General features: G+C 59.7%; 22 protein-coding genes. 13 read left to right on the top strand and 9 right to left on the bottom strand.

What is annotated here, in order from left to right; translation table 11 throughout:
• The first annotated feature begins 11 nt into the window (after window positions 1-11).
• The 6 genes from K5E80_RS10445 (at window position 12) to K5E80_RS10420 (ending at window position 4,869) form a co-directional block, all read left to right on the top strand.
• Window positions 12-1,784, top strand: a complete 1,773-nt coding sequence (locus K5E80_RS10445; RefSeq protein ID WP_220636093.1) for a glutamine--tRNA ligase/YqeY domain fusion protein — start codon at window positions 12-14, stop codon at window positions 1,782-1,784.
• Window positions 1,785-1,795: 11 nt separating this feature from the next.
• The gene (locus K5E80_RS10440; RefSeq protein WP_220636092.1) at window positions 1,796-2,308 is read left to right on the top strand and encodes a DUF3617 domain-containing protein; all 513 of its coding nucleotides are present in this window, start codon (window positions 1,796-1,798) and stop codon (window positions 2,306-2,308) included.
• A 5-nt stretch (window positions 2,309-2,313) separates the two neighbouring features.
• Window positions 2,314-2,511, top strand: coding sequence for a hypothetical protein (locus tag K5E80_RS10435; protein WP_220637384.1), 198 nt, complete (start codon window positions 2,314-2,316; stop codon window positions 2,509-2,511).
• A complete protein-coding gene (gene pyrF / locus K5E80_RS10430) occupies window positions 2,508-3,320 on the top strand; it encodes an orotidine-5'-phosphate decarboxylase (protein ID WP_220636091.1) in 813 nt (270 codons plus the stop codon). Before K5E80_RS10435 ends, pyrF begins: the two co-directional genes overlap by 4 nt.
• A 273-nt stretch (window positions 3,321-3,593) precedes the next feature.
• Window positions 3,594-4,355: a sulfite exporter TauE/SafE family protein gene (locus K5E80_RS10425; RefSeq protein ID WP_220636090.1), complete on the top strand. Its 762-nt coding sequence runs from the start codon at window positions 3,594-3,596 to the stop codon at window positions 4,353-4,355.
• A 43-nt stretch (window positions 4,356-4,398) separates the two neighbouring features.
• Complete coding sequence (locus K5E80_RS10420) at window positions 4,399-4,869, top strand: HugZ family pyridoxamine 5'-phosphate oxidase (RefSeq protein WP_220636089.1); 471 nt, start codon at window positions 4,399-4,401, stop codon at window positions 4,867-4,869.
• Window positions 4,870-4,929: 60 nt separating this feature from the next.
• Here the strand turns inward: K5E80_RS10420 and K5E80_RS10415 are convergent, their stop codons facing one another.
• Complete coding sequence (locus K5E80_RS10415; protein ID WP_220636088.1) at window positions 4,930-5,553, bottom strand: response regulator transcription factor; 624 nt, start codon at window positions 5,551-5,553, stop codon at window positions 4,930-4,932.
• On the bottom strand, window positions 5,543-7,084 hold the full coding sequence (locus K5E80_RS10410; protein ID WP_220636087.1) for an ATP-binding protein: 1,542 nt from the start codon (window positions 7,082-7,084) through the stop codon (window positions 5,543-5,545). The genes K5E80_RS10415 and K5E80_RS10410 overlap by 11 nt, the downstream gene beginning before the upstream one ends.
• Window positions 7,085-7,482: 398 nt before the next feature.
• Here K5E80_RS10410 and gdhA point away from each other — a divergent pair, with 398 nt between their 5' ends.
• Window positions 7,483-8,832 carry an NADP-specific glutamate dehydrogenase gene (gene gdhA / locus K5E80_RS10405; RefSeq protein ID WP_220636086.1) on the top strand — a complete coding sequence of 450 codons (1,350 nt, stop codon included), beginning with the start codon at window positions 7,483-7,485 and terminating at the stop codon, window positions 8,830-8,832.
• A gap of 64 nt (window positions 8,833-8,896) precedes the next feature.
• Here the strand turns inward: gdhA and tolA are convergent, their stop codons facing one another.
• The gene (gene tolA, locus K5E80_RS10400; protein ID WP_220636085.1) at window positions 8,897-10,453 is read right to left on the bottom strand and encodes a cell envelope integrity protein TolA; all 1,557 of its coding nucleotides are present in this window, start codon (window positions 10,451-10,453) and stop codon (window positions 8,897-8,899) included.
• Window positions 10,454-10,800: 347 nt separating this feature from the next.
• On the opposite strand from tolA, the gene K5E80_RS10395 reads away from it, so the two are divergent.
• Complete coding sequence (locus tag K5E80_RS10395; protein ID WP_220636084.1) at window positions 10,801-11,292, top strand: flavodoxin family protein; 492 nt, start codon at window positions 10,801-10,803, stop codon at window positions 11,290-11,292.
• A gap of 106 nt (window positions 11,293-11,398) precedes the next feature.
• On the opposite strand, the gene K5E80_RS10390 is transcribed toward K5E80_RS10395, so the two are convergent.
• The 3 genes from K5E80_RS10390 to infA form a co-directional block, all read right to left on the bottom strand.
• Window positions 11,399-11,644 (bottom strand): hypothetical protein, encoded by a 246-nt coding sequence (locus K5E80_RS10390; protein WP_220636083.1) that lies wholly within the window; start codon window positions 11,642-11,644, stop codon window positions 11,399-11,401.
• 30 nt (window positions 11,645-11,674) lie between these two features.
• The gene (locus K5E80_RS10385) at window positions 11,675-13,636 is read right to left on the bottom strand and encodes a DEAD/DEAH box helicase (RefSeq protein WP_220636082.1); all 1,962 of its coding nucleotides are present in this window, start codon (window positions 13,634-13,636) and stop codon (window positions 11,675-11,677) included.
• 427 nt (window positions 13,637-14,063) lie between these two features.
• The gene (infA, locus tag K5E80_RS10380; protein ID WP_220636081.1) at window positions 14,064-14,327 is read right to left on the bottom strand and encodes a translation initiation factor IF-1; all 264 of its coding nucleotides are present in this window, start codon (window positions 14,325-14,327) and stop codon (window positions 14,064-14,066) included.
• A gap of 302 nt (window positions 14,328-14,629) precedes the next feature.
• On the opposite strand from infA, the gene K5E80_RS10375 reads away from it, so the two are divergent.
• The 4 genes from K5E80_RS10375 (at window position 14,630) to K5E80_RS10360 (ending at window position 18,331) form a co-directional block, all read left to right on the top strand.
• On the top strand, window positions 14,630-15,070 hold the full coding sequence (locus K5E80_RS10375) for a CBS domain-containing protein (RefSeq protein ID WP_220636080.1): 441 nt from the start codon (window positions 14,630-14,632) through the stop codon (window positions 15,068-15,070).
• Window positions 15,071-15,422: 352 nt separating this feature from the next.
• On the top strand, window positions 15,423-16,430 hold the full coding sequence (locus tag K5E80_RS10370; RefSeq protein ID WP_220636079.1) for an AI-2E family transporter: 1,008 nt from the start codon (window positions 15,423-15,425) through the stop codon (window positions 16,428-16,430).
• A gap of 16 nt (window positions 16,431-16,446) precedes the next feature.
• Window positions 16,447-17,199, top strand: a complete 753-nt coding sequence (locus tag K5E80_RS10365) for an MgtC/SapB family protein (RefSeq protein WP_220636078.1) — start codon at window positions 16,447-16,449, stop codon at window positions 17,197-17,199.
• 571 nt (window positions 17,200-17,770) lie between these two features.
• The gene (locus K5E80_RS10360; RefSeq protein ID WP_220636077.1) at window positions 17,771-18,331 is read left to right on the top strand and encodes a hypothetical protein; all 561 of its coding nucleotides are present in this window, start codon (window positions 17,771-17,773) and stop codon (window positions 18,329-18,331) included.
• Window positions 18,332-18,752: 421 nt separating this feature from the next.
• Here the strand turns inward: K5E80_RS10360 and pabB are convergent, their stop codons facing one another.
• The gene (pabB, locus tag K5E80_RS10355) at window positions 18,753-20,486 is read right to left on the bottom strand and encodes an aminodeoxychorismate synthase component I (protein WP_220636076.1); all 1,734 of its coding nucleotides are present in this window, start codon (window positions 20,484-20,486) and stop codon (window positions 18,753-18,755) included.
• 153 nt (window positions 20,487-20,639) lie between these two features.
• On the opposite strand from pabB, the gene K5E80_RS10350 reads away from it, so the two are divergent.
• Window positions 20,640-21,191: a cob(I)yrinic acid a,c-diamide adenosyltransferase gene (locus K5E80_RS10350; protein WP_220636075.1), complete on the top strand. Its 552-nt coding sequence runs from the start codon at window positions 20,640-20,642 to the stop codon at window positions 21,189-21,191.
• A gap of 231 nt (window positions 21,192-21,422) precedes the next feature.
• On the opposite strand, the gene K5E80_RS10345 is transcribed toward K5E80_RS10350, so the two are convergent.
• Both K5E80_RS10345 and K5E80_RS10340 read right to left on the bottom strand, forming a co-directional pair.
• Window positions 21,423-22,292, bottom strand: coding sequence for a decaprenyl-phosphate phosphoribosyltransferase (locus K5E80_RS10345; RefSeq protein WP_246590940.1), 870 nt, complete (start codon window positions 22,290-22,292; stop codon window positions 21,423-21,425).
• Window positions 22,280-23,809, bottom strand: coding sequence for an ArnT family glycosyltransferase (locus K5E80_RS10340; protein ID WP_220636074.1), 1,530 nt, complete (start codon window positions 23,807-23,809; stop codon window positions 22,280-22,282). Before K5E80_RS10340 ends, K5E80_RS10345 begins: the two co-directional genes overlap by 13 nt.
• Window positions 23,810-23,837 lie beyond the last annotated feature (28 nt).

Genomic DNA, 23,837 nt, shown 5'->3' with positions numbered 1-23,837 from the left:
TGAAGCCCACCATGGCCGACGCAGCAAAACACAACGCCTCCACCGCCGTCCCGGCCACTAATTTTATTCGTCATATTGTCGAAGCCGACCTTGCCGCCGGCAAGTACGCATCACGGCGCTGGTCGGGCAAGCCTGGCCCCGGTCCGCAGCAGCAGGCAGGTGCGCCGGACCCGGCCAGGATCCGCACCCGCTTCCCGCCCGAACCAAACGGCTACCTGCACTTCGGCCATGCCAAGTCGATCCTGCTCAACTTCGATCTGGCGCGCGATTTCGGCGGCATTTGCCACCTGCGTTTCGACGATACGAATCCGGAGAAGGAAGAACAGGAATATGTCGACGCCATCATCGGCGCGGTGCAATGGCTGGGCGGCAACTACGGCGAACATCTCTACCATGCCTCGGACTACTTTGACTTCATGGTCGAGGCCGCCGAGTGCCTGATCAAACAAGGCCATGCCTACGTCGACAGCCAGAGCGCCGAAGACATGCGCAGCCAGCGCGGTTCGTTCAGCAAGCCGGGCCAGGACAGCCCGTTTCGCCAGCGCAGCGCCGAGGAAAACCTCGGCCTGTTCCGTCGCATGAAGGCCGGTGAGTTCGTCGACGGTGCCCATGTGTTGCGCGCGAAAATCGATATGGCTTCGCCCAACATCAACCTGCGCGACCCGGCGATCTACCGCATCCGCCATGCCGAGCACCATCGCGCCACGGGCTGGTGCATCTATCCGATGTACACCTTCGCCCATCCGATCGAGGATGCGCTGGAGAACATCACCCACTCGATCTGCACGCTGGAGTTCGAGGATCAGCGCCCCTTCTACGACTGGCTGCTGGAGCGGCTTGCCGAAGGCGGCCTGCTCGCGAAACCGCTGCCGCAGCAAATCGAATTCGCTCGGCTCAATCTCACTTACGTCGTGCTCTCCAAGCGCAAGCTGATCCAGCTGGTCGAGGAAAAGCACGTCGACGGCTGGGACGATCCGCGCCTGCCGACCTTGGTCGGCGCGCGCCGGCGCGGCTTCACGCCCGAAGGCTTCCAGTTGTTCGCCGAGCGCATCGGGGTCTCGAAATCGGATTCATGGATCGACATGAGTGTGTTCGAGGAATGCCAGCGCGAAGTGCTCAACGAAACCGCGCCACGCCGCATTGCCGTACTCGATCCATTGAAGCTGATCATCGACAACTACCCGGCCGATCAGGAAGAACTGTGCGCAGCGCCCAACCATCCGCAGAAGCCGGAGTTGGGCAAACGCCCAGTACCCTTCTCGCGCGAACTCTGGATCGAACGCGAGGACTTCGTCGAGGCGCCGTCCAAGGGCTACTTCAGATTGTTCCCCGGCAACCTGGTGCGACTGCGCTATGGCTTCGTCGTCAAATGCACCGGCTGCGACAAGGACGGTAATGGCAACATCAGCGCCGTGCATGCCGAGCTGCAGCCTGATTCGAAGTCCGGCACGCCCGGCGCTGACAGCTACAAAGTCAAGGGCAACATCCACTGGCTCAGCGCCAGACACTCGCTCGCCTGCGAAGTGCGCTTGTACGACCGGCTGTTCGCCGTACCGAATCCCGGCGCGGGCGAGCGCGATTTCCTGCTCGACCTCAATCCGCACGCAAAAACCGTCATCACCGCACAACTCGAGCCTTCGCTCAAGAATGCCAAGCCTGAAGAACGCTTCCAGTTCGAGCGCCATGGCTACTTCGTTGCCGACTTGATAGACTCGAAGTCCGGCACGCCGGTCTTCAACCGCGCCGTCACCCTGAAGGATTCCTGGTCCAAACCCGCCAAATAGGAGAAGCCGTCATGAAGAAGTCGCTCACTTTGCTGGTTGCCTGTTTCAGCGTCGTTTGCGCCAGCTCCGCCCATGCCGAAGGCATGAAGCCCGGCCTGTGGGAATTCACCACCCAGACGAGCGGCGCGGGCATGCCCGCAATGCCGGCGATTCCCGAAGCCCAGCGCAAGCAGATGGAGGCGATGGGCATCAAGATACCGCAAGCCGGAGGCGGCATGGGCGTCACGACCAAGGTCTGCATCACGCCTGAACAGGCGAAGAAGGGCGTGCCACCCAACAGCGACAAAGATGGCGAAAAATGCGAGCAGACCGACGTCAAGACCAGCGGCAAGACCACGAGCTGGAAGATGGTTTGCAGCGGCAAGCACAAGATGACCGGCAACGGCTCCGTCACCTATGACAGCCCCGAACACTTCAGTGGCGAGACCACGATGAACATGCAGGACGGACCGCAGGGAGCGATGACAATGAACAACAAGTTCAGCGGCACTTTCGTTGCCGCCAACTGCAAGCAGGGCAGGTAAACATCATGGGAAGCGGATGGGGCTGCCCTCACGAAGTCAATGACACCTGCACCAGGGTGAACAACCTGCCCTGCGACCCGGGCATGAAAGGCTGCGTCCTGCACGGTCGTTTTGTTTTCATCAACAAGGATAAAAATACCCGGTTGCGGGAAAAGCAGGACCGCGAAAAGACCGACGACGTCGACGACGAGAACACGTCATGAATTTCAACGCCGCCCTGCGTGCCGCATGGTCCGCGCACAACAGCCTGCTCTGCGTCGGTCTCGATCCCGATCCGGCGAAGTTCCCCGCGCACCTGCAGGGCAGGCCGCAGATGATTTTCGAATTCTGCAAGGCCATCGTCGATGCCACCGCCGATGCCGTGTGCTGCTTCAAGCCGCAGATCGCCTACTTTGCCGCGCAGCGCGCCGAAGCACAGTTGGAACAATTGATATCGCATATCCACCTCGCACATCCCGGCATTCCGGTGATCCTCGACGCCAAGCGCGGCGACATCGGCAGCACGGCGGAACAGTATGCGAAGGAAGCCTTCGCGCGCTACGGCGCCGACGCGGTGACGGTAAATCCCTATCTCGGTCGCGATTCGGTTGAGCCTTATCTGGCCTGGCCAGGCAAGGGCGTGATCCTGCTCTGCCGCACTTCCAACCCCGGCGGTAGTGATTTGCAGTTTCTCGATGTTGGCGATGAAAAATTGTATGAGCGTGTCGCGCGGTTGGTTGCCAACGAATGGAACACGAGCGGGCAATGCGCTCTCGTTGTTGGCGCCACCTTTCCCGCCGAAATCGCGCGCGTGCGCGAAATCGTCGGCGAACTGCCGCTGCTAGTGCCCGGCATCGGTGCCCAGGGCGGCGACATCGAAGCCACGTTGAAAGCGGGCAAGACGAAAAATGGCACCGGCCTGATGATCAATTCCTCGCGCGCCATCCTCTATGCCGGCAAGGGCGCTGATTTTGCCGCAGTCGCACGCAAGGCAGCATTGCAGACCCGCGACGACATCAATCGCTGGCGCTAGGGCCTGCTCACACTTGGGCGGCTGGTGCGAACGAGGCGAATCTGTTGCAGGGCAAGGCGCGAGGAGTGCGATTTGGTTGTTCCAAATAAACGACGAGCAACGCCGCCATGCGGCAGATTCGCCCGTTCCCTCCGGGTTGCAGCGAAATGCGGCGTCTGCGGCGTTGTCGGGCTTGCCAAGGGGGATGGCCATTGGCTGCGCCCTCCGCCTTGCATCCATCCGCATTTCGCCAGCAACGCATCACGCCGGCCAAGTGTGAACAGGCCCTAATTCTTGTCCGCAACATCCGACCTGATTTTCCTTGCTATCGCCGCGCTCGGCGCCGGCTTCGTCGATGCGGTTGCCGGTGGCGGCGGATTGATCCAGTTGCCGGCATTGTTCGTCACGCTGCCGGGTGAGGTACCCGCGACGCTGTTCGGCATCAACAAGGGCAGCAGTGTGTTCGGCACGCTCAATGCGGCATGGCGCTACAGCCGGCGCATCGCGCTGTCCTGGCACGTGTTGCTACCCGCCTCGGCAGCGGCCCTGCTCTGCGGCTATATGGGAGCAGCGGCGGTTGGATGGATACCGAAGGCCGCGATGCGCCCTCTAGTTCTGCTGCTGTTGCTCGGGGTATGGCTCTATACCTGGCTGCGTCCTGGTTTCGGTAAATCGAGCGGACGCATGCCGACAAGACCCTTGTTGCCCGCACTGGCCGTCGGCGGACTGCTTGGCTTCTACGACGGCTTCTTCGGCCCGGGCACGGGCAGCTTCCTGATCTTTGCCTTCGTTCGCGTCTTCGGCCTCGATTTTCTTGCCGCCTCCGCCAGCGCGAAATTCGTAAATGCCTTGACCAACATCGCGGCACTGGCCTGGTTCATCCCGCACGGCCAGATCGTCTGGCCGCTGGTAGTGGTCATGGCGCTATGCAATGTTGGCGGCGCAACGCTAGGCTCGCGGCTGGCGCTGAAGCACGGCAGCGGCTTCGTGCGTGTCATCTTTCTGCTGGTGGTCGGTGCGCTGATCCTGAGGCTCGGCATCGACATGGTGGGATAACGCGGGCAGCATCCCCTCCCGCGCCAACCCATATAATTCTCCGATGAACCCCGCCTACGCCCAGATACTCAGAGAACTGCTGCGATCACAGGAAATCGCCGCGCTCGGCACGTTGCATGACGGCCAGCCCTTCGTTTCCATGGTGCCATTCGCGCTGCTTCCCGGCAATGCGAATTTCATCATTCATGTCAGCCGGCTCGCGATGCATACAAAGGACATGTTGTCGAGTCCGAATGCCAGTCTGCTGGTGGTGGCACCGAGGGCTTCCGGAATCACCGCCCAGGCATTGGCGCGGATCACCGTGCAGGGCCAGGCCCTGCTCTGTACCGACGCCTGCCATGCCGAAGCGAAGGCGGCCTACCTGTCGCGCTTCCCGCACAGCGCCGAGATGTTCGGCTTTGCCGACTTCTCGCTGTTCATTATTCAGCCGAGTTCGATTCGCTTCGTCGGCGGCTTTGGCCAGGCCACGAGCATCACGCCCGAGACATTCGCCGACATCCTGAGCCGGGGCTAGATCAAAGCACTTGCCAGCGAACAAAGGCCGCGGCTTGGCCGCGAATACAGCCGGAGTGATTCAATGCGCCTCAATTCCGCGCTGTATCAAGTACTGGCGAACCAGATCTGCCACGCTGTCGGTTTTCAGTTTAGCCATCAAGTGCGCCTTGTGCACCTCGACGGTACGGACGCTAATCCGCAGGATTCCGGCAATTTCACGGTTATGCCTTCCTGCCACTACCAGTTCCATTACTTCCGCCTCTCGTGGCGTTAATGTTTCAAGCATGCGGCGAAAACCACTGCGCCGTGCCTCCACATCTTGTGCGGCAATTTGTCCGGCCATCGCTTCTTCGATTGAGCTGATAAGCTTGGCGTGGTCGATCGGCTTCTCGAGGAAATCGACCGCCTGCGAACGAAATGCCTCTCTGGCCGAATTCACGTCTCCATGCCCGGTTATTATGATGATTGGGATATGGCTGCCTTGCTCCAGCAGCCGCTTTTGTAGCGCAAGGCCATCCATTCCCGGCATTCGGATATCGATCAGCAGACAACCAAACCACTCGGGGCGATACGCATCCAGAAAGCTTTCCGCGTCGGCAAAGATAACCACCGAGTATCCACGCAAACCAAGCAGCAGACCAAGCGCGTCGCGTACCGACGGGTCGTCTTCGACAATGAAAACTGTTTTGGCGCTAGGAAGCATCTTCAGGTTTCCCCTCGACAGGAAGAACAACTTCGAACAAGCCGTGGCCGATGACCTTGGCCAGCAGATTGCCGCCATGCGCTTCCACGATTGCGCGGCTGATGGGCAGCCCAAGGCCAAGGCCGCTGGTCTTGGACGAGTGGAATGCCTCAAACAAGCGCTCAGCCATTGCGGCAGTCAGGCCCGGGCCGCTGTCTTCGATGCGGATACGCAACCAGTTCGCATCATCAATGTACGCAGAAATATGGATCTGGCGGTTGTTAACCGGGCACTCGCAGACTGCATCAAAAGCGTTGGATAACAGATTGCGCAGAACGACCTCGATCTGCAGGCGATCCACCAGCAGCGTACGATCCGGCAATTGATCGATCATCAGATCGATGCTGCGCTGCGCCGCTTTGACCGAGAATGAGGCCGTGGCGCCATCGATAAGTTCAACCAGACTGATGCGCTCCAGCCTGGTTGCGCCGGTACGAAAAAAATCCCGCAGCCGGCGCACGACATCGGCAGCACGGTGCGACTCCACAACCATGCGGCGGATCGTATCGTGAAGCAGCGCGCCGGTTTCACCTTTGGCCAGCAGTTCCTCACTGGCGCTGCCATAGGCAGAGAGAGCGCTGAGCGGCTGATTGAGTTCATGTGCCAATGCAGCTGCCATCTCGCCCGCAGCCGCAAGGCGCAAGGTTTGCTGCAGTTCCATGCTGACGCGTTGTTTCTCATCCACGACCACGCCGATAAAGAAACCCACAAACGCCAGCACGGCCCCCAGCATCTGCAGCTCAAACATGGTGATGGAGACCAGATTGACCCACTGCGCGGCGACGATAACTCCGGTGGGAAGCACAAATGCCGCAATGGCTGCACCGGCCAGCCCCTGTCTTGCTGCAGCCCATACAACAGGCAGGAAGAGGAGGTAGAAATACTTGAAATTGCCGCTATCGCTGAAACCAAAGGCAAGCCATAGCATTGCAATGCCGAGCAAACCGTAACCAAGGGTTCCCCAGCTTGAAAGAGCTTTTTTCAAACGCTCGCGGCCAAGGCGCTCGGAAAACATCCAGAAAAACGGCATCGTCACGATGATGCCAACGCAATCGCCCACCCAGAAACGGGCAAATGCAATCGCCCACTCCTGCGCCGGAATCAGACCGGCAAGGCTCACCATGGCGATATACAGGCAGCTTGTTACAAGCGTGGCTGTGACGATGATGAACAGCCAGGAGAGCAGGTTCCGCTGGTCGTGGAGGACTTCGCTACGGCCAAGGCGAATGCGCAACAATTCCGCAATCGAACCATAGCCAATCACCATGAATGCGGACAGCGCGACGTTAAACAATAACGGTACCGGCATATGCCGGATCAGCAGCTCGGAAACCAGAATTGCACCAAACCAGGGGAGCGCAGCAATCCTGCCATATCGCAACCAAAGCACCAGGCCAAGCGCGGGAGGCGGATTCCACGGCGTGATGTTGAGTCCATGCATCGGATGCATGTAAGTCAACCCGTCGATAGCGACGTAGATGGCAACAAACACCAATGCCTGCAAATACCGTCTAAATTGGATATGCATCACTATTGATAATGACGATTTAGCGCGCATTGTCCTCCTCCGCGCGATCCAGCGCATCAGCGGCGCACCTACGTTAATCACCTATATTCATCTCCAACTTTGCCGATAGGTGCACCAAATGGGCATTTCATCAGCAACAAAACTATTTATAGAAGCATGAGTTCCGTAGTGGGAATCGCGAATATTCACGCCAAGTGTTTTCTTCTACCGTGATATGTTTGATCTTTGGATTCTCATGTGCGGGTTTTTTGCATCCAGTTAAATTGACGCAACGCTCTCACGAAAAATAAAGAACCAAGCAGAAGTCGGCATTGATCCCCGGTGGAACGATGGGACTACCAATTTTTTTCATGGGAGGCATTATGGCAGTGGTATTGGAAGAGAAGATCGAGTCGATATATCAGCAAGTCAAGGCAAGAAATCCTGGGGAGAATGAATTTCATCAGGCGGTCAAGGAGGTGCTCGAATCGCTCGGGCCTGTCCTTGTCAAATACCCGGAATTTTCCCACCACAAGATCATCGAGCGCATCTGCGAGCCCGAGCGCCAGATCATCTTTCGCGTGCCATGGCAGGACGACAAGGGTGCGGTCCACATCAACCGTGGCTTCCGCGTCGAGTTCAACAGCGCCATCGGCCCCTACAAGGGTGGCCTGCGCTTTCACCCGTCGGTCTACCTCGGCATCATCAAGTTCCTCGGTTTTGAACAGCTTTTCAAAAACGCTCTGACCGGCATGCCGATCGGCGGCGGCAAGGGTGGCTCCGACTTTGACCCGAAAGGAAAATCGGACAACGAAATCATGCGCTTCTGCCAGAGCTTCATGACTGAGCTGTACCGGCACCTTGGAGAATATACGGACGTACCGGCAGGGGACATCGGCGTCGGCGGCCGCGAACTCGGTTTCCTGTTCGGCCAATACAAGAGGATCACCAACAGGTATGAATCGGCCGTACTTACCGGCAAGGGAATCGGCTGGGGCGGATCCCTGGTACGTACCGAGGCAACCGGGTATGGGGCTGTCTATTTTGTGCGCGAAATGCTCAAGGTGCGCAAGGATTCGCTCGAAGGCAAGACCTGCGTGGTTTCCGGTTCCGGCAACGTCGCGATATACACCATCGAGAAGCTTAACCAACTGGGGGCAAAGGTCGTTGCCTGTTCCGACTCGAATGGCATCATCGTGCACGAGAAGGGAATCGATCTCGATCTCGTGAAAAAATTGAAGGAAGTTGAGCGGCGCAGGATAGCCGACTACGCGACCTATCATAAGGATGCCAAGTACATTGCCGGCGGCAATATCTGGGAGGTTCCCTGTCAGGTTGCGATGCCTTCTGCGACGCAGAACGAGATCAATGGCAAGGATGCGAAGACGCTGGTGAAAAACGGCTGCATTGCCGTGGGCGAAGGCGCGAACATGCCCACGACCCCGGATGGCGTCAAGGTTTTTCTTGACGCAAAGATCGCCTACGGACCGGGCAAGGCAGCCAATGCCGGCGGTGTGGCGACGTCGGCCCTGGAGATGCAGCAGAATGCAAGTCGCGATTCGTGGAATTTCGAATTTACGGAGAAAAAACTCGACGAAATCATGACCAACATCCACACAGCAACCTACGAAACAGCAGAAGAGTTTGGCGCATCCGGCAACTACGTCATTGGGGCAAATATTACGAGTTTCATCAAGGTAGCCAATGCCATGGTGGCACTCGGACTGATCTAACCTATGTAGGGATCACTGGCGGACCGCCTGTAACGGAGCGGCCGCCGGTGACGCCATTCCCCGTTCACTCGCCGGTAATTGTTGGCCGGTAATCCAGGAAAACCCAGGTGCGGGTGAGATCAACAACGTCATACATTCGCTTCATGTCAGGCGGGAACGGCGCAAACGGCGCACTCATGGTCACAATCCGCAGCACGGCTTCGTCCAGATCCTTGTGTCCGCTGCTTTTCACGACGCGCACGCCGGCAAGCGTGCCATCGCTGTTGATGCTCACGGTTGCCACCAGGGGATCGTAGACAAGGTTCTTCGACAACGTCGGATAATTCAGGCTGCCGATGCGTTCTATCTTCTGCCGCCAGCCTTCGCCGTAAAAGGCCAATTGTATTTCTTTGGGGTTTCTGCCCAGAATACTGCCGTGCCGTGGCCGGACAGGTTCTGCGCTTTCAATCCCCGGCAAGCCCATCTGTCCGCCCCTGATCGCATCGATCGCCCGCCGCGCAAGATCGCTGCCTTTCCCCGCAGTTGGCGCGCTTCCACTTTCCTTGCCGCCATCGGGTTTGCCTGTCCCCATATTTGAAAGGCGGTCCTGTTGTTCCGCCAGAATTTTTCCCGCCGCATCTTTTGCGGCCTTTTCTGTGGCGAGTTTTTCGGCTTCGCGCTGGTGTGCCAGGGCTTTGGCTGCGGCCTGCTGCGCCAGGGCAGCTTCTTCTCTCGCTCTGGCCGCAGCAGCCTGTTCCTCGGCCTGCTTTCTCTCCAAGGCCAGCTCCTTCTCCCGCGCAGCGGCTACCTGGGCGGCTTTTTCCTTTTCAATCCGCGCCTGTTCCTCAGCCATTTTCTGTTGCTCTGCCAGTTTTTTTTCCGCAGTCTCTTTAGCGGCTTTTTCTGCGGCGAGTTTTTCGACTTCGTGCTGGCGTGCCAGGGCTTCGGCTGCGGCCTGCTGCGCCCGGGCAGCTTCCTCTCTCGCTCTGGCCTCAGCAGCCTGTTCCTCGGCCCGCTTTCTCTCCAAGGCCAGCTCCTTCTCCTGCGCAGCCGCTGCCTGGGCTGCCTTCTCCCCTTCAATCCGTACCTGTTCTTCAACCGTTTTCTGTTCGGGAGCAGGGGTTTCTTTTTTATGCTCAGCGCCTTCCTGCTTGTTCAGCGTTTCGTCACCTCCAACAGGCCGGCTCCATGTACTTGTCTTGTCCGTGCTCAACACGGCGACATCAGCGGCGGGCGCAACAATTTTCGGCGCTTCTGACGTCACGCCTGCGACAGGACGCTTCTCCACCGATTCTGGCGGGCGCGTCTCAAGCTTGGCAATGCTGGCGGTGACAGGTTCGGGCGGCAGATTTGACGGCGGAGGTTCCCGGTTCAGCGAACCGGGAGTGTGCTGCTCGCTACTGCCGACAACAGCCTGGGTAGCCAATTCCGGTAGCGACTTTTCCACCACTTCCTGGTTATGCAGGATCGCATTCAGCATTGGGATGCTGGCAGTCTTGGACTCTTCCGGCATCCCGAACCTGGGCAAACCACTGTCCGAGTCGCCGAACTGCAGAGAGAGAACCAATGCATGTAGCGCCAGGCTCAGCAGCAGAGCCTTTGCGAAATTGTTCCACCTGTGTCCGGTAATGCGAGAACCCATAATGGTTGAAGCTACAGGAGTCGAATTTTTTTGCGGCGCCTTTAGTCAAGGCCATTCGTATCTTAAGCCAGAAAAGATTTTTGGCCTCGCTTCTTTCACCCCGAATCTGTTGTGCTGTCGCTCCCGGAAAGCCAAGAACGCCAGGGCATACGACCATACCTGATCCTCAAGCGGCCGATCGGAAATTCAAGGGCTATTCAAGTCTGAAGTGCAACGGAGTTATGGCCCTTGGCGTCGGAAATGTAGGCAATATAAAAGCGAAGGTCTCGCGCGCAAGACTGGTGTACGCTCTGGCTTGTCGGCCTGCTTCGGCGCCAGCATACCTAGGGAGGCAATCAGGGTTGCAAATGAAAATTTTGCTCGTAGTCTATCACTCGATGACCGGTGGTACTGCCCAGATGGTGCAAGCAGCAGCGGCCGGCGCGGCCACCGAAACTTCGCTACAGGTGAGGGTGCTGCGTGCGCCAGACGCAGGCGCGGACGATTTGCTGGCGGCCGACGGTTATATTTTTGCAACCCCGGAAAATCTTGCTGCCATCTCCGGTGTCATGAAGCACTTTTTCGATCGGACGTATTACCAGGTACTGGAACAGATCAACGGCAAGCCCTACGCCGCCATGATCTGTGCCGGCAGCGACGGCCATAATGCTGCCCGGCAAATCGAGCGCATCGCAACCGGCTGGCGGCTGAAGTCCATAGCGCCTCCCCTGATCATCTGCACCCACGCCCAGACGAAGGCCGAAATCCTGCGTCCAAAGCAAATCGACGCGGCACACCTAGAAGAGTGCAAGAATCTCGGCGCCACGATAGCAGCGGGGCTCGCCATGGGCATTTTCTGAAATGCCTGATCCGGCCGACTCTCAGGACGCTGGAGCAAGCGCGAGTAACTCTCCACGATCAACCGGACACCTTCAATCAGTTCGGGCGTGGCGCGCGGTGCGATCATCATTTGCGAAATGCATACAGCGCCGTGCAAAGGCCGGCTCCGACCACATACATCATCCAGGTCTCCGGCGTTATGTAGGTGTAGAGCATCAGGGTGATGCCGATCCATTTCGGAATCGGGAGCGATGCCTTCTTGCCATAGCGATAGGCGGCATAGCCAATGATGCTGAACAGAGCGATGCCGGCAAGATAGGCGGGGCTCGGCAGCGTCAGTCCCATCGATGCGGGCGTGTTCAGCTCATCCATTGCCAATAACCCTTCAGCGCAGCAAACAGCTTAATGGGCCGAGCCCGGTGACGCTTTTTTCTTGAACGGCTTCTTGTCGAAGGGCGGCTTCTTGTCGAAGGACGGTTTTTTGTCGAATGGGGGCTTGGACGACTTGTACGGTTTTTGCGGCTTGTCCGCCCAGGGCGAGACCGAGGTCTGTGGCGACCTTGGAACACGCGGCGGACGTTCTCCTGCATCGGATCTGCCGAACTTCTTGTGCGCAGGGCGCTCGGTGGCGCTGCTGTCGTCAACGGCGATATCCATCGGCCGACCGCGCAGGCGGGTTTTTTGCAGCAACTGAAGCGTATCTTCAGGCAGTGTCGGCAACTCCACGGTACTGAAGTCGTCGAACAGATCGATCTGGCCGATGTAGCGGCTCTCGATGCCGGCTTCGTTGGCGATGGCGCCGACGATGTCTTTCGGCGTCACGCCGTGGTTGCGGCCGGCGTCGAGCCGGTAGCGCTGCCTGGGGCCTGTCGGATCCCACACGCCGCTATTGCCAACGGTGCCGCCGGCACCTTTGGCGCTCTTCACCGGCTTGGTGATCTGCTTGCGCCCGGCAGCGGGCTTTTCAAACTTTTCGAACTTGTCTGCCTTGTCGAACTTCTCGGACTTTTCCGGCTTGGAAAACTTCTCTGGCTTTTCGTATTTTTCCTCGATCTGCAACGGGCGCTCGGCCTGTGCCAGATAGACCAGCGCGGCGGCGACATCTCGCGCGCCGAGGTTTTGTTCCTGCATCAACTGGCGCACCACGTTCTCGAAAAATTCGAGTTCCTGCGTCGCGATGGTATCCATCACCTGCTGCTTGAACTGGGCGACGCGGCGATTGGCCACCATCTCCTTGCTCGGCAGCTGCATTGGCTCGATTGGCGAACGCGTCGCGCGCTCGATGGTCCGCAGCATGCGCATCTCGCGCGGTGCGACGAACAGAATCGCGTTGCCGGTACGTCCGGCGCGGCCGGTGCGGCCGATGCGATGGATGTAGGCCTCGCTGTCGTAGGGAATGTCGTAGTTAATGACATGGCTGATGCGCGACACGTCGAGGCCGCGCGCGGCGACATCGGTGGCGATGACGATATCGAGCGCCTTGTTCTTGAGCTGTTCGACGACGCGCTCGCGCAGGCCCTGCACCATGTCGCCGTTCAAGGCCGCCGCGGCATAACCGCGCGCTTCGAGCTTTTCCGCCAGTTCCACGGTTGCGGTCTTGGTGCGCACAAAAACCAGGGCCGCATCAAAATCCTCTTCGACTTCTAGAATCCGCGTCAAGGCATCGAGCTTGTGCAGACCACTCACCTGCCAGTAGCGCTGGCGGATCGCGGTTACCGTCGCGGTGCTGTTCTTGATCTTGATTTCGCGCGGCTCGCGCATGTACTTCTTCGCCACGCGCCGGATCGGTTCCGGCATGGTGGCCGAAAAAAGCGCCGTCTGCCGCTCCGCGGGGGTATGTTCGAGTATCCATTCGACATCGTCGATGAAGCCCATGCGCAGCATCTCGTCGGCCTCGTCGAGGACCAGCGTGCGCAGGCCCGCCAGGGTGAGGCTCTTGCGCTCCAGGTGATCCATGATGCGCCCCGGCGTACCGACGATCACTTGCGGGCCACGCGACAGCGCGCGCAATTGCACCACCATGCTCTGTCCGCCATACACTGGCAGCACATGGAAGCCGGCGAGATTGCGGGCGTAGCTCTGAAACGCCTCGGCGACCTGGATCGCCAGTTCGCGCGTCGGCGTCAACACCAGTACCTGGGGCCGCTTGTCGGCGACCTCGATGCGTTGCAGCAGCGGCAGCGCGAAGGCCGCCGTCTTGCCGGTGCCGGTCTGCGCCTCGCCGAGCAAGTCATCGCCCGCGAGCAGGTGCGGGATGCAGGCGGCCTGGATCGGCGATGGCGTTTCATAACCGAGCGCCTCCAGCGCCTGCAGCAGCGGCGTGGACAGGGCGAGTTGATCGAAGCGTTCGATAGAATTTGACATGGCAGGTACCGCGGGATGGCAGCGCGGGGCGGACGTGCTGCGGGGAGGGGCGCTATTGTCTCGCAATCCCGCGCCATTTAGGGATAATTCGATACATCAAGCCGGAATCAAAGGCACCGCACTGGCTACCCTTGCCTTCTGCACTCCCGGGGCAACCCTCGCTTTCGCCATGGCGCATCTATGGCAGCGCGTGCGCAATTCGCCCTGGCGCGAGCGCATCCAGGGCGGCGGTCTGCTGCCGGCGACGGTAAGGTTCCGCCTAACTGCTCGCCAACAGCGCCGCGGGCCGGCATGGGGCGGGGTCCGCCATTGCGATCGCGTGCGCCATCGCCGTGTGGCGCACGAAGCTGAACCCCCTGTGACTACTGGCGGCGGGAGCAGTACTGGGAATGGGCGGGTTTGTGCAAGGTCGGTGGAGGCCGATGCGTCAAACCCTGCGGCGCTGCGGAGAGGGGGCGGGAGCGCCGCGCCCTTCGATATGACGGAACGTTATGCGTCCCTTGCTCAAATCATAGGGAGAAAGCTCCAGCGACACCTTGTCGCCGGCGAGGATCCGGATATGGTGTTTGCGCATCTTGCCTGCGCTGTATGCGACGAGATCGTGACCGTTGTCGAGCGTAACGCGAAAGCGCGAATCAGGCAGCACTTCCATCACCACGCCATTCATTTCGAGTAATTCTTCTTTGGCCATGGCCGTTGTCTCCGGGTTGGGGCGAAGCTCAAGGCCGCACGGGATGATGAAGGAAGGAATACCGTGAAAATGGGTACCGAACCAGACAGCAACAGCACTGCTCGAATATCGCAGGTGCGCACTATGCGCCGTATCCGGTGCAATTGCAAACAAAATTCCCGCTGCCCACAATGGCGATCATGCAAGCGCAATATTTGCCAGCGGCTTGGCGTGTGGCTTTCCCGGGCCGGACTCAGGCTGCTTGCTCTGCGTACCCTACGCGACTGATATAATATGCATTACTTCCATACGGAGAATCGCTCATGAAAAGCGTGGCTCAAATTCTTAAGTCGAAAGCCGACCAGACTATTCACAATGTCGCGCCGACAACGTCGGTATTCGACGCCGTCAAGCTGATGGCCGAGAAGAACGTCGGCGCGCTCCTGGTGTTGGAGGACGGCAAGATCGTCGGCATTTTCACCGAGCGCGACTATGCGCGGAAGATCGCCCTCAAGGGCCTGTCGTCGAGAGAGACATTGGTCCGCGACATCATGATATCCAGAGTCATGTATGTGCGCCCGACCCAGACCAACGAGGAATGCATGGCGCTGATGACCGATAACCGTCTGCGTCACTTGCCCGTCCTCGATAACGGCAAGCTGATCGGCCTGATCTCCATCGGTGACCTGGTGAAGGACATCATCTCCGAACAGAAATTCATCATCGACCAGCTCAAACACTACATTGCGGGTGACATGGGCTAAGGGCGCAAGGGCTGCGTCCTGCTTTCATTCTATCGATCGTGCTGATGTGAAGCCCCCATCAGCCCCATTGGGGAAGAGTTTCCCCAACGCCTCCTGTTCATTGCCGTCCAGCGTCCGCTGAAAGCACGAATCCTTCATCCGGTTAGAGATTGCCATGCCCGGCCAGATTGCTGGCTGTGGCCGCTTCGGCACCCCAATATAAAAGCGCAACAGGCTTCGCATGCTGTCGGCATTAGTTCCGGCCGGCTGCAAATGGTATCGCATCCCGTATTGAGGCCTGGCTCCCGTCCCATTGAGTTTATCCCCCGCACAGGCGAGAATCCTCATATCGGATTAACGGGCTTATAACAACATGACGATATCCGCTTCCCGCATTCGCATCGCTTCCTGGCTGATTGCTGCTCTGGTTTTGTTTCTGGTGGTAAAGCTCCATCTGTTGCCCGCGCTGATATCCGGTCTCCTGGTGTATGAACTGGTGCATTTGCTGGCGCCGAAACTGGTCCGCGTGGTGTCCGGTCCTCGCGCCAAGCAGGTGGCGCTGGTGCTGCTCAGCGCGGTCATCATCGGCGCTTTGATCGCGGCGGGCGGACTGCTGATGGCGCTGTTCCGCGGCGACGGCGGCGGATTCGCCGCGCTCGGCGGCAAGCTGGCCGACATTATCGAGCGGGCACGCACGGAACTGCCGTCCTGGGCTGTGCAATCCATGCCCGACAATGCTGATGCCCTGAAGAATGCGATAGTGGATTGGCTGCGCACCCATCTCGGCGAACTGCAACTGGTTGGGATCGAAGCCGTGCGCTCGTTGGCGCATATCCTGATCGGACTGGTCGTGGGCGCGATACTCGCCCTGCGTACCGAACTGCATCCGCAACAGATGGGGCCGCTTGCCGAAGCGCTGATGGAGCGCGCCCGGCGCCTGGCCGACTCGTTTCGCCAGATCGTGTTCGCACAGGTGCGCATTTCGGCCCTGAACACGATTTTCACCAGCATCTACCTCCTGGCCGTGCTGCCGGCATTTGGCGTCGACCTGCCGCTGATCAAGACCATGATCATGGTGACGTTCATCGCCGGGCTGCTGCCGGTAATCGGCAACCTGATCTCGAACACGCTGATCGTCATCATCAGCCTGGCCCATTCGCATAACGTCGCCATTGCCTCGCTGGCATATCTTGTGGTCATACACAAGCTGGAATACTTCCTCAATGCGCGCATTGTCGGTGGCCGCATTTCGGCGCGAGCATGGGAGTTGCTGATCGCCATGCTGGCAATGGAGGCAGCGTTCGGCATGGCCGGACTGGTGGCAGCGCCGATCTACTACGCCTATCTCAAGAACGAGTTGCGCGCAGTGGAACTGATCTGACCGAGGGGAGACAGACATGGAACCGTTCACCCCGGAATATCTGAAAAGTTTCTGGACCGTATCCGAGGTCGCCATCAATATCGAGGTGTTTATGAACCTCACCGGCGCCTTTGTGCTCGGTCTGATACTTGGCTATGAACGCTCCTATCACGGCCGCGCCGCGGGCATGCGCACCTATGGCCTGGTGTGTACGGCCTCCGCCGGACTGGTAGCGATCTGCGGCTACCCGGCCTTCTGGTTCGGCGCACATGGCCTGCAGCAAGTCGGGGCCATTGACCCGACCCGCGTGATCCAGGGTATCGTCACGGGTATTGGCTTCCTCGGTGCTGGTGTCATATTGAAGGAGGGTCTCTCGATCAGCGGACTCACCACCGCAGCATCGATCTGGGCATCGTCAGCCGTCGGCGTGCTGGTCGGCGTCGAGCTTTACTCCGCCGCCATTCTGCTGACCCTGCTCTCGGTCACCTGCATGATGTGGGTATCGCGGCTCGAGACCTGGCTGCCGCAACACCATGCCGTGCAGGTTGTGATGCACTTCCGCCCCGGCTTTGAGCCACGCGAAGCAGCCCTGCGCCAAATGGCGCTGCAACGCGGCTATGAAATCGCGATGGGCACGCTATCCATCGGACTCAAGGAAAATTGTGCCGAATGGCGCTTCGTGGCGGTCGCGCTGAACAGGAAATACGGATTATCGCTATCCGGCCTGGCGAGCGAACTTACCGCGTTCGAAGGCGTCGCCAGCTACCAGTTGGCTTATACGAGAAATTAGTCATTTGCAGGCCGCGCATGCCGCAGATGAGCCTGATCCATGCCGCATGCGGAAAACAATTCGAACCTGGAACCTTTCTTGTGCACGCGGGGACTTTCTTCGGTCGTTCCCGCGCAGGCGGGAATCCAGTGGCTTTCTTCCCTGTATATCCGTTCGTGTTGAGCTTGCCGAAACATGAACGGCATAAGGGAGATAGCCGGGACTCGCCCCGGAGACGACCTACTTTCTTGCTCGTGCAAGAAAGTAGGCAAAGAAGCACTCCCCGCTGCACCGGCCTCACTTCGTTCGGCTGCCCTCGCTCCAGAAGATTCGCCAGACCCGCGTCGCAAACTCGCCTGCGGCTCGGACAGCGACGCCGGACTTCCCCCGGCGAACCTTCCTCCACTCGGCGGCGCAGAAGGGGTTTAACGTGTCGAGCAATGGACATCACTTTTATTGATATGTATGCTGTTGGCGAAATGAAAACACCATGCCTAGATATGGATACCAATTGCCATACATGGCTATTTGATGACATGCCCCGCCATTTCTCGACGACATCTACTTCACGTTAGCCCGCAGAACCCCAATCATGCGCTTTACACTTTTTTATCGCGGCCCTCTCAAGTCGAATCGCGGCGTCGACGATAAGCAGGCAATTCGCCGCGCTTTTCATCCGCAACTCAAGCAACTTTGGGCGCAACCGCCGCTGGCCGATTTTACCGACTGGCTCAAGCCAGAACCAAAGCCGGGTGACATCACACTTATTGAGCAAATTGGAAGTTTTCAGTTCGCTCCACTCGTAAGTGAGAGCATTCACATGGTGGTTGAGTTGAATATCACGATGCTACGGCCTGGCGCGCCAGGAGAGTTAGTTAGCCATGCTGGTGATCTTGATAACCGGATAAAGACCTTATTGGACGCACTGCGAGTTCCACGAGAAGCGACTGCTCTGCCTCGCGGCGATGCCCCTAGCGAGAGTGAAACGCCATTCTTTTGCCTCCTTGGTGACGACCGACTCGTCACCCATCTAAATATCAGTACCGACTCGTTGCTTGAACCGGTCTCTAATCCGTCAGAAGTTGTCCTTCTGCTAGAAGTGATTACGCGGGCGACCCGTTTGACCTATGCGAACGTTGGACTCTCTTCGTGATGTTAATGCGGTCTAATCCATCATATATGAACTCCGCGCCTGCGGTGATCCGTCGGTGACTTCCACGTTGAGGCTGTAGAAACCGAAAACTATTGGGACTAGTGTGAATTGAATTTCTGGCTCTACTTTGCGCACTCGTCGAGATAGCATGGACAAGCCCCCTTCTGCGCCGCCGAGTGGAGGAAGGTTCGCCGGGGGAAGTCCGGCGTCGCTGTCCGAAGCCGAAGGCAAGTTTGCGATGCCGGCCCGGCGAGCCTTTCGCAGCGAGGGGAGCCCGAAGGGCCGGTGCAGCGGGGAGTGCTTCTTTGCCTACTTTCTTGCACGAGCAAGAAAGTAGGTCGCCCGCCGGGGCGAGTCCCGGCCATCGGATGTCAATAAACCTCTGGATTCCCGCCTACGCGGGAATGACCGAAGGGAATCCCTATGGAATGACGGGGCCGACGATCTGCGCCAATAACTCCCCGCGCACACTATTGATAAACCAGAGCCGCGTTGCGCGCGCCAGGTCGGCGCGCATGACGATGGCTTCACTGACTTCGCCGCTTGCCAACAGTTCCGCGCGCAACACTCCCGGCAGCAGGCCGCAGGACAGCGGTGGGGTAATGCGCTTACCGTCAAGTTCGACGACGACATTGCCGCGCGTGAATTCGGTGACCTCGCCGCGTTCATTGAAGAGCAGCGTGTCGAAAATGTCCGCGCTGGCCGGCGCATGGGGCGCATAGATCGCGCGCTCGCTGGTCTTGTGCTGCAGGGTTTCGCTGCCACTGTCGATGGGCGTCAGCGCCAGGGCAACGCGCACGATAGCGGGACTGGCTTCCAGTGCATGGGTTTCGAGCTTTACGCTACCGTCGCGCCCCAGCAGCAGCCGGACGCGCCAGGCGCTCTTCGAATGCTGCCGCACGTTGCCTTCCAGTTTGCGCCGTATCCCATCAACATCGCAGTCGAAGCCGAAATGTTCCGCGCTGTCCTGTAGACGACGCAGGTGCCGGTCGAGCAGCCAATAGTGCCCGGCCTCCAGGCGCAGGGTTTCAATCAAGTCGAACGCGGCCGTGGCGTGCAGCAGGAAGCGGCGCTTCACCAGCCATTCGGCATATTCCGCCGCAGCCGTGGAATCGAGGGTGATGCCGCTGCCGATGCCGCAGCGTGCCGTGCCGGTCTTCGCGTCCACCGCCACGGTGCGGATGGCGACATTGAACGTGGCGTGGCCATTGGGACGAATCAGGCCGATGGCGCCGCAATAGACGCCGCGCGGTGTCGACTCCAGTTCGGCAATTGCCTGCATGGCCGCCACCTTGGGTGCGCCGGTCACCGAGCCGCAGGGAAACAGGGCGCGAAACACATCAACCAGCGTCACCTCCGTCCTGGTCTTGCAGCGCACGGTCGAGGTCATCTGCCACGCCGTCGGCAGCGGTTCGATGTCGAACAGTCGTGTCACGGCGACCGAACCGGTCTCGGCCACACGCGCCAGGTCGTTGCGCAGCAGATCGACGATCATCAGGTTTTCGGCCCGTTCCTTCGCCGAATCGCGCAACGCGTCGACCGATGCGGTGCGCGGTGCGGTGCCCTTCATCGGCCGCGTGGTCAGGGTGCGGTCCGGCGTCCAGTCGAAGAACAGTTCGGGCGACGCCGAGGCGATCTGCCACTCGCCGCCGTCGAGATAAGCGCCATAGCCGTCGGGCTGGGCTTCGCACAGCGCGGCATACAGCGCCGCGGCGCTGCCGGAAAACTTGGACTCCAGCCGTGTCGTGTAATTTACCTGATAGTAGTCGCCGTTGCCGATGGCGGCACGGATGTCCGCGATACCGGCATCGATGGCGCTGCGTGACGCCGTCATCGACCAGCGCCCGCAGGCAAAGCTGTCGCGATCCTTTGCGTCGGTCGTCAGCGCTTCGTCATAACTGCCGTACACCGCAAAGGCGGCAAGCGGCAGCGCCGCTGTAGCCGCCTTGACTTGCAAGGCGGGGTCGAAGGCCGGTGCCGCTTCATAGGCAACGAAGCCGACGACCCAATGTTCATCGCGCGCCGCCGCTTCCGCCTGCGCAATCACAGTCGGCACTTCGTCCAGCACATGTGTGATGAATAATCGGTGCGGCTGGACGAAGCGCATGCGCCAGCGCCCGCCGTCGATGTCGGGGAAGTCGATTTCGCAAATCATGGTGGGGAGTGTAGCTATAATCCAGAAAAGCTCAATTCAAGCCACAGAGATCACAGAGAACACAGAGAAGAACAAACCAGATTTTGCCTTTGCCTTTCCTCTGTGAACTCTGTGTCCTCTGTGGCTAACCGTTTTTCGTGGGATGATTTCCGCATGGGACACCGGCTTTCGAAAATCTACACACGCACCGGCGACGATGGCAGCACCGGGCTGGGCGATGGCTCGCGCACCGGCAAGGATGCCCTGCGCATTGCGGCCATGGGCGACGTGGATGAGCTCAACTCGCTGCTGGGTCTGCTCCTGTGCGAGGAACTGCCTGGCGAGGTGCGCACCCTGCTGTCTGGTATCCAGAACGACCTGTTCGATCTGGGCGGCGAAGTGTCGATTCCCGGCCATGCCCTGCTCGGCGAAAACCAGCCGGCCCGGCTTGAGGCGGCGATCGATCGCTTCAATGGCGAGTTGCAGCCGCTCAAGGAATTCATCCTGCCCGGTGGCAATCGCGCCGCGGCGATCACCCATCTCGCACGCGCCGTCTGCCGCCGTGCCGAACGCAAACTGGTGACGCTGGCGCGCAACGAAGTCGTGACAATGACATCGCGCCGCTATCTGAATCGTCTCTCGGATCTGCTGTTCGTGCTGGGCCGCTGGCTCAACAAGGCGGCCGGCGGAACCGACGTGCTCTGGCAGAAGAACCAGAACGGGTAACGCGCATGATCGCCAGTGCCATCCCTTGATGATGAAAATACGCGAAAGGCAAATTGAAGACCCCCACCCCCATACCTGCTCCAGGGCTTGCCCTGCATGGCTCGTCCGTCTCGGCGGCGCAAAGCAGTGCTTTGCGAAACCCCACCTCACCCCCCGGGGCGGGGCTACTGATTGGCTCGCTGCGCTCGATAGTCACAATGCGCGCCGTTTTGCTTTTTCACGCTAAGCTTATTACAGGCGTCCAGCCAGAACCGCCAGCACCATTGCCAGCCAGCCGGCGACCGCCGCAATCAGATGCGGGTCGGACAGCAGTTCGCGCGCCGGGTCGCCGCCAGCACCGCGTCGTTGCAGGCGGAACAGGTAGTGCAGCAATCCATAGAGCACGAAAGGCACGGTCAGTATCAGATGGTTGCTGCCATGCAGGAACATGGTTTCGCTGCTCACGGTGTACAGGCTGTAGGTCACTACGGTGCATGCGGCGGTAATGGCGAGAAACTGGTCGAGCAGCGCTTCCGAATATTGATCGAGCACGCGCCGATGGCCGGCGGCGTCTTCGGGCAGTGCCGCAAGTTCGGCGCGGCGCTTGGCGAATCCTAGAAACAGCGTGAGCATGAGGCCGCACAGCAGCAGCCATTGCGAGGGGGCGATGCCGATGCCGACGGTGCCAGCGAGCAGGCGCAGCATGAAGCCGCTGGCAATGAGGAAGACATCCAGCACTACGACATGCTTGAGGCCCAGCGTGTAGGCGATGTTGATTGCGATATACAAGAGGAATACCCAGGGCGCGCTGGATGCGCCAAACGCCAGCCACAGGCCGGCCGCCATGCAGACCGCCATCAAGGCCAGCGCCGCATTGACACTCACTGCGCCGCTGGCGAGCGGCCGCTGCCGCTTGAGCGGATGGAGGCGATCGGAAGCGCGGTCGAGGAAGTCGTTGAAAATATAAACCGCCGACGACAGCAGGCAGAACGCGACAAAGGACAGCAGCGCCTGTTCCACCTTGGCGCCATCATTCCAGGCGTGCGCAAACAGCAATCCGACCAGCACGAAGCCGTTCTTCAGCCACTGGTGCGGGCGCAGCAATTTGATCAGCGGCGGCACGATGCCTCCGGGAAATAACGTTGGCAAAAATAGCAGGCCGTTTGCGGCAGCCATGCGGGTATCGCATAGTATTTGCGTTTCACCGTGGCCAGCACGCTAGCGCGGTAGCGCGGATAGTTGAAGCCATGTCCGAGCACGAGATAAAAATTCGTGCCGCGCAGGGTAAAGGATTCCACTCGCACGTCGTGGAAATATTCCGCGTATTCGCCGGGCTCCGGCGCGCTCTTCTTCAGGATCAGGATGTTCCTGCCCTCCAGCGGGCGGAAATCGGTGAGAACATCGTCATGCCGCGCATGGCTCGACGCTTCGCCGAAGACGAAGAAGTAATGGCGGCTGTTCCAGCCCTGCGTCGCCGCATCGGCATAGCCGTCGCTGGCGAGGACGTAATCCTTTTCGTAGGGCTTGAGCCGCGCCGCGATGCGTTCGCCCTCGAAGGCCAGTACCGCGCTGTTATACCACTTGGAGCGCTGCAACGTCTCCAGCGGCAGTTGCGCCATGACGATAAACGCTACGACATGCAGCGCGGCGAAACCGAGAATGAACTTGCCGATCCGCGCCAGCGCCGGGTTTTCCAGCTTGAGCGCCAGCAGCATGAAGACGAAGGGCAGGAAGGACAGCACCCAGTGCAGGCCGATGGTCTTGACCAGCGAAAGCAGCGCAAACAAGGCGAGCGGGACGAAGGCCAGGACGACGAGGGATTTCGTTCGGGCTGAGCCGGTCGAAGTCCGTACCGCCCGCGCCAGTCTCCACACAACAGGCGGCGTCAGCAGATATCCCATTGTCACGAGGTAAAGCAGCGGGGTCTGCCACGACAGCCCTGCACCGCCGTGGCGGTTGATGAAATTGAACATGACGTTCGGCCAGCAGTGGCCGGCATTCCACCACGCCATCAGCGCCAATGCGGGCAGGATGCAGAGATAAGTGAGGATGAGGCCGGCCAGTTTCCTCCGGCTTGGCCGCCACAAGGCGTCAACGAGATAGGCGAAGCCGAGGAAGGCAACGAAATACTTCGATAGCACCGCGCCGGCAAGGAAAACACCGGCCAGCAGGTACCAGCCATAACTGTCATCGTGCGCAGTTGCATTTCCTGCGCGCAGCCAGGCGAGCCCCGAGAACACCGAAAAATAGATCAGCGGCGTATCGGTGGTGATGAGGACATTCCACACCGCGGCCGGGGCCAGCAGGGTGAACAGCGTGGCCCACCAGCGCCGTTCGTCGTCGATCTCCGGCCAGATGCGCGGCAGCATGAAGGCCACCGCGCCGGCGATGACAAAGGGCTGCAATACCGAGGTCAGGCGCAGCCACCAGGCTGCTTCGCCAAGCGCCAATTGCGCCGCCAGCCACCAGCCGATCATCGGCGGGTGATCGTAGAAGCCCCAGTCGGGAATCTTTCCCCACCAGATGAAATAGGCTTCGTCGCCGGTGATGGGCAGCGCCGCCGCGAGCCAGAGACGGAACACCAGCAGCGGCGCCAGCGCCCAGAAAAATATTTTGCGCGGACTAGGGCGTGTTCTCATTCAGCCGGCGCACCGCCGTGCCAGCCTT

It is taken from the genome of Georgfuchsia toluolica (genome assembly GCF_907163265.1).
In the GTDB taxonomy this organism is placed as follows: domain Bacteria; phylum Pseudomonadota; class Gammaproteobacteria; order Burkholderiales; family Rhodocyclaceae; genus Georgfuchsia; species Georgfuchsia toluolica.
This window is presented reverse-complemented; position numbering and strand designations above follow the sequence as displayed.

Excerpts from the sequence above, each read along its gene's own strand:
- K5E80_RS10445 (WP_220636093.1), top strand. The coding sequence starts at position 12 with ATGGCCGACGCAGCAAAACACAACGCCTCCACCGCCGTCCCGGCCACT.
- K5E80_RS10440 (WP_220636092.1), top strand. The coding sequence starts at position 1,796 with ATGAAGAAGTCGCTCACTTTGCTGGTTGCCTGTTTCAGCGTCGTTTGC.
- K5E80_RS10435 (WP_220637384.1), top strand. The coding sequence starts at position 2,314 with ATGGGAAGCGGATGGGGCTGCCCTCACGAAGTCAATGACACCTGCACC.
- pyrF (WP_220636091.1), top strand. The coding sequence starts at position 2,508 with ATGAATTTCAACGCCGCCCTGCGTGCCGCATGGTCCGCGCACAACAGC.
- K5E80_RS10420 (WP_220636089.1), top strand. The coding sequence starts at position 4,399 with ATGAACCCCGCCTACGCCCAGATACTCAGAGAACTGCTGCGATCACAG.
- K5E80_RS10415 (WP_220636088.1), bottom strand. The coding sequence starts at position 5,553 with ATGCTTCCTAGCGCCAAAACAGTTTTCATTGTCGAAGACGACCCGTCG.
- gdhA (WP_220636086.1), top strand. The coding sequence starts at position 7,483 with ATGGCAGTGGTATTGGAAGAGAAGATCGAGTCGATATATCAGCAAGTC.
- tolA (WP_220636085.1), bottom strand. The coding sequence starts at position 10,453 with ATGGGTTCTCGCATTACCGGACACAGGTGGAACAATTTCGCAAAGGCT.
- K5E80_RS10395 (WP_220636084.1), top strand. The coding sequence starts at position 10,801 with ATGAAAATTTTGCTCGTAGTCTATCACTCGATGACCGGTGGTACTGCC.
- K5E80_RS10390 (WP_220636083.1), bottom strand. The coding sequence starts at position 11,644 with ATGGATGAGCTGAACACGCCCGCATCGATGGGACTGACGCTGCCGAGC.
- K5E80_RS10385 (WP_220636082.1), bottom strand. The coding sequence starts at position 13,636 with ATGTCAAATTCTATCGAACGCTTCGATCAACTCGCCCTGTCCACGCCG.
- infA (WP_220636081.1), bottom strand. The coding sequence starts at position 14,327 with ATGGCCAAAGAAGAATTACTCGAAATGAATGGCGTGGTGATGGAAGTG.
- K5E80_RS10375 (WP_220636080.1), top strand. The coding sequence starts at position 14,630 with ATGAAAAGCGTGGCTCAAATTCTTAAGTCGAAAGCCGACCAGACTATT.
- K5E80_RS10370 (WP_220636079.1), top strand. The coding sequence starts at position 15,423 with ATGACGATATCCGCTTCCCGCATTCGCATCGCTTCCTGGCTGATTGCT.
- K5E80_RS10365 (WP_220636078.1), top strand. The coding sequence starts at position 16,447 with ATGGAACCGTTCACCCCGGAATATCTGAAAAGTTTCTGGACCGTATCC.
- K5E80_RS10360 (WP_220636077.1), top strand. The coding sequence starts at position 17,771 with ATGCGCTTTACACTTTTTTATCGCGGCCCTCTCAAGTCGAATCGCGGC.
- pabB (WP_220636076.1), bottom strand. The coding sequence starts at position 20,486 with ATGATTTGCGAAATCGACTTCCCCGACATCGACGGCGGGCGCTGGCGC.
- K5E80_RS10350 (WP_220636075.1), top strand. The coding sequence starts at position 20,640 with ATGGGACACCGGCTTTCGAAAATCTACACACGCACCGGCGACGATGGC.
- K5E80_RS10340 (WP_220636074.1), bottom strand. The coding sequence starts at position 23,809 with ATGAGAACACGCCCTAGTCCGCGCAAAATATTTTTCTGGGCGCTGGCG.